Below are 4,778 nucleotides of genomic sequence, written 5' to 3' on the forward strand. Positions count from 1 at the left end.
TAGAAAAATGAATAGACTTAAAATTGAATTAATTTAATAATGCACTACGAGTTAATTTCAAAACAAAAAAGAGAAAATAGTTAATCATTCTATTTTCTCTTTTTTTTTAACAAGAATAAAGGTTTTTTCTATGTGACTATGTGGTTTATATTTTCTACTCTATTTTAACAAAGAATTTTCCAACTGGTGTTCCTTCTGCCATGTTGCTTTTGGCTAATATCAGCCAATACTCTCCTTTTTGCTTGGTTTCGTATTCTATTGTTTGCGTAAATGGTCCGTCGAATGTATTGTCTGGCATTCTGATTTGATTGAATCTCAAATTCATTGGTTTTTCCGTTTTTAAATAACCTTTGATTTTAGATTGATTAAGATTTTCTAATCTAATAATTAATTGATCTTCTGGATTTTTGATTTCGAGGTTTAATCGGATTGGCATTTTTGAGGCGTCAACTGTTACGATATTCTGATTGGATTCTTTTTCGGTTTTCAGAATGGTTGATAAGGAATCGATTGGTTTTTCTATCGTTGTAACTGTATCTAATTTTGTGTCTTTTACTTCTGCTTCTTTTTTACAAGCCACTAAAAATAATGGAATCAAAGCCAAATATTTAAAATTATTTTTTTTCGATTTTAATAAATTCATAGTACAATATTTTTGAGAGGAAAGATTCTTTTTGATAAGATTCTATTCTTTCTTCAAGTTGATTTTTCATTTCGGAGTTTCCAGTTTTCTGAGCATAATCAAGCAAGATTTGTTCATTATAATTGATTGAAACCAAGTGATAATTTTCTGCAAAATCCTTTCTTTTGATATTATTGGAAGTGATAATTCCCCCCCAATTGATATAACTGCAAACCAAAATCAAGCCATAACAAGCCCAAAACATTTGGTTGAAAAGGAAAGCGTTGGTCTTCTTTTTCTGAATTTTGATGAATGTGAAAATCAAACCAATCAAAGCCATTGTTAGAAATCCGTAGACGCCCAAACGTTTGTAAGTCAAACCGTAATTGACTATATATTCTGAGTTTTTGAGCGATGCAGAAATCACTAAAACGGCATTCAAAACAATCCAGATTTTAGCAGAAATTTTCAGAGATTTTGCTTTTTCATCGAAATTAAATCCCTTTTTGAAATAGAACAGAATCACAAGAATCGCCATTACGATTGACATTATCACAGCATTTACGCGTTCGTGAGTTTCTGCACTCAAACTATCTGCAGATTTTGTGACTTCAAAAAACTGTTCGTAATTGTAAGTCGTAATGAAAACTAACAGCAAGATGTTAAGTGCAGAAAAAGAAATTAATCCGCTGATTCTCTCGGAATCGACATCAAGAAAAGAAAAGCTTGGTTTTTGAATTTTCATTAAACAAGAAAAGTCATCATTCAAATAATGATTTTGTTTGAAAATGAATCTTTCTACTCCGAAATTCCAAAAAATAAATCCAATATAAAATCCTACAATTGCCAAGACAATAAAAGTCAAAGGTTGAAACTCAAGTTCAGAATCTCTGAACAGATTTGCAAAATGGTCGCTACCTTGAGCGTAAATGAAAAAGAAAATTGTGATAAAAAACGCAGGAATCAAAATCATCGCAATGAGTTTTTTGGCAAAACTTCTTTCCTTGGATTTCTCGTACCACCCGTCTATGTTAAAAACTCTTCCCAAGAATGTGAAGAGATTCAACAATAGAACTTCAATATATATAAATGGTTTTAGTTTCGGGTAAGTTCCTTTGAACCTCAGCAAAAATACAGAGACAAAAACAGCGACAAACGAAATGGCGTCGCCAAACCAAGCAAATGCAAACGACGAAAAAATGGAGGTTACAAAAAGTGTCAAAAAAGTTCGCGTTCGGAATTCGGGTTTGGTTTGAGTATAAGTCAAAATACTCAGAAAGATTCCAAAAATGCCGAGGTTAAGGGCAATATATTCTTTGTAGAAAAGAATGATAACGGCGAAAACTGTGATGAAAATTAAATGATGTTTTTTCATAATTATGATTTTAAATTGATTTAAGAGTAAACAATGTAATCTCCGGTCTGCAGTTGAATCTAACTTGATAAGAATGTCCCAAAGCACGATTGATGTAAAGTATTCTTCCATCTTCCAAATCAATGATTCCAGATGTGTATTTTCTATTTTTTACAGGAAGAATCAGAGGTGGAAGAAAAGGCGGTTTGCATTGTCCGCCGTGTGTATGTCCGGACAAAATCCAACCTTTGTAATTGTTCCAAACATCCAAATCGCAAACATCAGGATTGTGACAAAGCACAAGATTAGCTTCGTCTGGATTAATGGTTTTAGTTAAGTTTTTGGGATGAAAATTGGTTCCCCATAATTCCTCGAATCCATAAATGTTGAGACCTAAAATATTTGCTTTTTCATCTCGAAGCATTTGGATTTTGGAATCGTTTATAATATTTGAGATTTCATCGGCAACATATTCTTCTCTCCATTCTGCGCCGTAATCGTGATTACCAAGAATTGCAACCGTTCCTAAAGTTCCTAGAACAGCTTCTTTCATTACGATTTTCAGTTGTTCAAATTGTTCAGGATTATCTTCCCAACAAACGAAATCTCCTGTGTAAACAACAATGTCCGGTTTGTAAGCTTTTGCTTTTTTGAAAGAATCAATCAAATAATTATAATCGAATCTGTTTCCAACGTGCAAATCCGAAATCTGCATCAGAACTTTGTTATGAAGCTTTGAAGGCAAATTTTTAATTGGCAAGTCTTGTTTTACAAACTCCAACCAAAATGGTTCAATCTGCCAACTGTAGAATAATGATAAACCTGCTGTTGCGAGTATGGATTTTTTGATAAATGATTTTCTGGTCATATTTTGCTTTGAATTTCAAAGTTTTAGGTTAAAATTTTTTAAAGTCTATATAATATCAGTTCAAATAAAAAGACTAATAGAAAATACAAGGGGATATTTATTAAAAGGATTGAGGCCGACTTCAAGTAATCATTATCATTTTCAATAACATATTTGATGATTAAATAAATGAAAACAAAAAGATTTACAAAAAATACAAGACTTAATGTTAATAAAGTATAAATCACTAATAAAGGAATTTGAATAAAATAATAGTTTGTCAAACTTGTTATTATTACAAAAAGAGAAGCTTGAAATGTTAATACTGATATTTTAAAATCATTTTTCATTTAATAAAGTTCTTTGAATTACAAAGTTAATTTTCAAAAAAAATCGGGACTTATCTTCCCAACAATTTTTCTAAATTATTGATGTGTTCTGTAAAAGCATCTCTTCCTTTTTGTGTAACACGATAAGATGTCTTCGGTTTCTTGCCTACAAATTCTTTTTTGATTTCGATATATTCTGCTTTTTCGAGAGCTGAGCTATGGCTTGCGAGATTTCCGTCGGTTGCATTCAGAAGGTTTTTCATTTCGGTGAAATCAACCCAGTCGTTGACCATAAGAACGGACATAATGCCCAATCTTACACGGCTTTCGAATTCTTTGTTGAGTTGATTGATGTTTAACATTGCTTTTAATTATTAATTGGCTTCCACTTTCCTTTTTTGAAAAACATATTCGAATAAGGTTTAGTTTTAAAAACTAAATAAAAATCCCAAGAGTTTCTAAATAATGTCGGCTCTGCTTCTAAAATAAAATTTGGATTTTCATTAATGATTTTCAAATGTGGACTTGCACTTCCTTTTATAAATTCAATTTTTCTTTTATAAATCTTTAATACCTTGTTTTCATCTGTAATGTATAAATTCAATTCATCATCTCTTGTGATTTCAAATCTATAATGGTTGTATTGCCAATCAGCATTTTTTCCTTTGAAAAAATTTCTATCAACAATGTATGTTCCATAGAAATCTTCTTTATTAACTGTCGTTTTACTATTTAAGAAATTATAAATAATTCCCGACACAAAAAAAACTCCAATTAAAATCCAAAGTGCAATAGCTGTGATTTTAAATATTTTCTTTTTTGTCAAGTAATTCAACCATAATAAACCAAATGTGATAAATACTGGAATCAACAATACTAATAAAGAAAACAACCACATAATCTAATCATACTTTCTATACATCAAAATCCCATAAAAAATATGCAGAAAACCAAATCCTATCGCCCAAAATATCAAACCCCAACCAAGCCAAAACAAAGCAACAATTCCAAGAATAACTTCACAAATCCCGAGATATTTGACATCACTTAATGTATATCTCTCTGCATTAATTAAAGCTAATCCATAAAAAATGAGCATTGACGGCGCAATTAAAGGAAAATAATGATGATACCAAAGTGCAATACAAAAAAATCCGCCAGCAACTAACGGAATTGCAAAGTTGAGTAACAGCTTTTTTGTAATCGAATCCCAAATTTTCAGATTTTTCTTTTTACTCTTTCTTGCTGTGAAAATATATCCGCTGGAAATTGCCAAAACTAAAATTACCAAAGCGACAAAGAATAGTTCCTGAGCTAAAGCTGGTGTATAGATATTTCTTTCTCCATCAAAGTAATCGATTCCTTCTCTCTGAAAAATAAAGTAAACATAAACAGAGCCCAACAAAGCAACGATTCCAGCAACAACGCCGGACAAACCACTTAATGAAATAAATCTTGAACTGCGTTCCATCATTTGACGGATATGTGCTAATTCATCTTGGTAATTTTTCGATTCCATAAAAAGAACTTTGAATTACAAAGTTATAATTTATTTTAAAACTCCAAAATAAATTTGGACTGCCCCCAAAAAGTTATACACTTTTTAGGGGCATTTTTTATGAGAAG

Annotated in this window: 6 protein-coding genes; all 6 read right to left on the bottom strand. The window is 31.0% G+C overall.

What is annotated here, in order from left to right; genetic code table 11:
• Positions 1–154: 154 nt before the first annotated feature.
• Positions 155–643 carry a hypothetical protein gene (locus tag RTY06_RS16140; protein WP_312825993.1) on the bottom strand — a complete coding sequence of 163 codons (489 nt, stop codon included), beginning with the start codon at positions 641–643 and terminating at the stop codon, positions 155–157.
• Complete coding sequence (locus RTY06_RS16145) at positions 615–1,997, bottom strand: DUF4173 domain-containing protein (RefSeq protein ID WP_312825994.1); 1,383 nt, start codon at positions 1,995–1,997, stop codon at positions 615–617. The genes RTY06_RS16140 and RTY06_RS16145 overlap by 29 nt, the downstream gene beginning before the upstream one ends.
• A 10-nt stretch (positions 1,998–2,007) precedes the next feature.
• Positions 2,008–2,844, bottom strand: a complete 837-nt coding sequence (locus RTY06_RS16150; RefSeq protein WP_312825995.1) for a metallophosphoesterase — start codon at positions 2,842–2,844, stop codon at positions 2,008–2,010.
• A 379-nt stretch (positions 2,845–3,223) separates the two neighbouring features.
• On the bottom strand, positions 3,224–3,514 hold the full coding sequence (locus tag RTY06_RS16155) for a winged helix-turn-helix domain-containing protein (RefSeq protein ID WP_027384765.1): 291 nt from the start codon (positions 3,512–3,514) through the stop codon (positions 3,224–3,226).
• Between the two features lie 5 nt (positions 3,515–3,519).
• Positions 3,520–3,987: a hypothetical protein gene (locus RTY06_RS16160; protein ID WP_312825996.1), complete on the bottom strand. Its 468-nt coding sequence runs from the start codon at positions 3,985–3,987 to the stop codon at positions 3,520–3,522.
• A 66-nt stretch (positions 3,988–4,053) separates the two neighbouring features.
• Positions 4,054–4,671 carry a hypothetical protein gene (locus tag RTY06_RS16165; protein WP_312825997.1) on the bottom strand — a complete coding sequence of 206 codons (618 nt, stop codon included), beginning with the start codon at positions 4,669–4,671 and terminating at the stop codon, positions 4,054–4,056.
• Between the last annotated feature and the right edge of the window lie 107 nt (positions 4,672–4,778).

This window comes from Epilithonimonas sp. (genome assembly GCF_032055105.1).
Lineage (GTDB): Bacteria > Bacteroidota > Bacteroidia > Flavobacteriales > Weeksellaceae > Epilithonimonas.

Excerpts from the sequence above, each read along its gene's own strand:
- RTY06_RS16140 (WP_312825993.1), bottom strand. The coding sequence starts at position 643 with ATGAATTTATTAAAATCGAAAAAAAATAATTTTAAATATTTGGCTTTG.
- RTY06_RS16145 (WP_312825994.1), bottom strand. The coding sequence starts at position 1,997 with ATGAAAAAACATCATTTAATTTTCATCACAGTTTTCGCCGTTATCATT.
- RTY06_RS16150 (WP_312825995.1), bottom strand. The coding sequence starts at position 2,844 with ATGACCAGAAAATCATTTATCAAAAAATCCATACTCGCAACAGCAGGT.
- RTY06_RS16155 (WP_027384765.1), bottom strand. The coding sequence starts at position 3,514 with ATGTTAAACATCAATCAACTCAACAAAGAATTCGAAAGCCGTGTAAGA.
- RTY06_RS16165 (WP_312825997.1), bottom strand. The coding sequence starts at position 4,671 with ATGGAATCGAAAAATTACCAAGATGAATTAGCACATATCCGTCAAATG.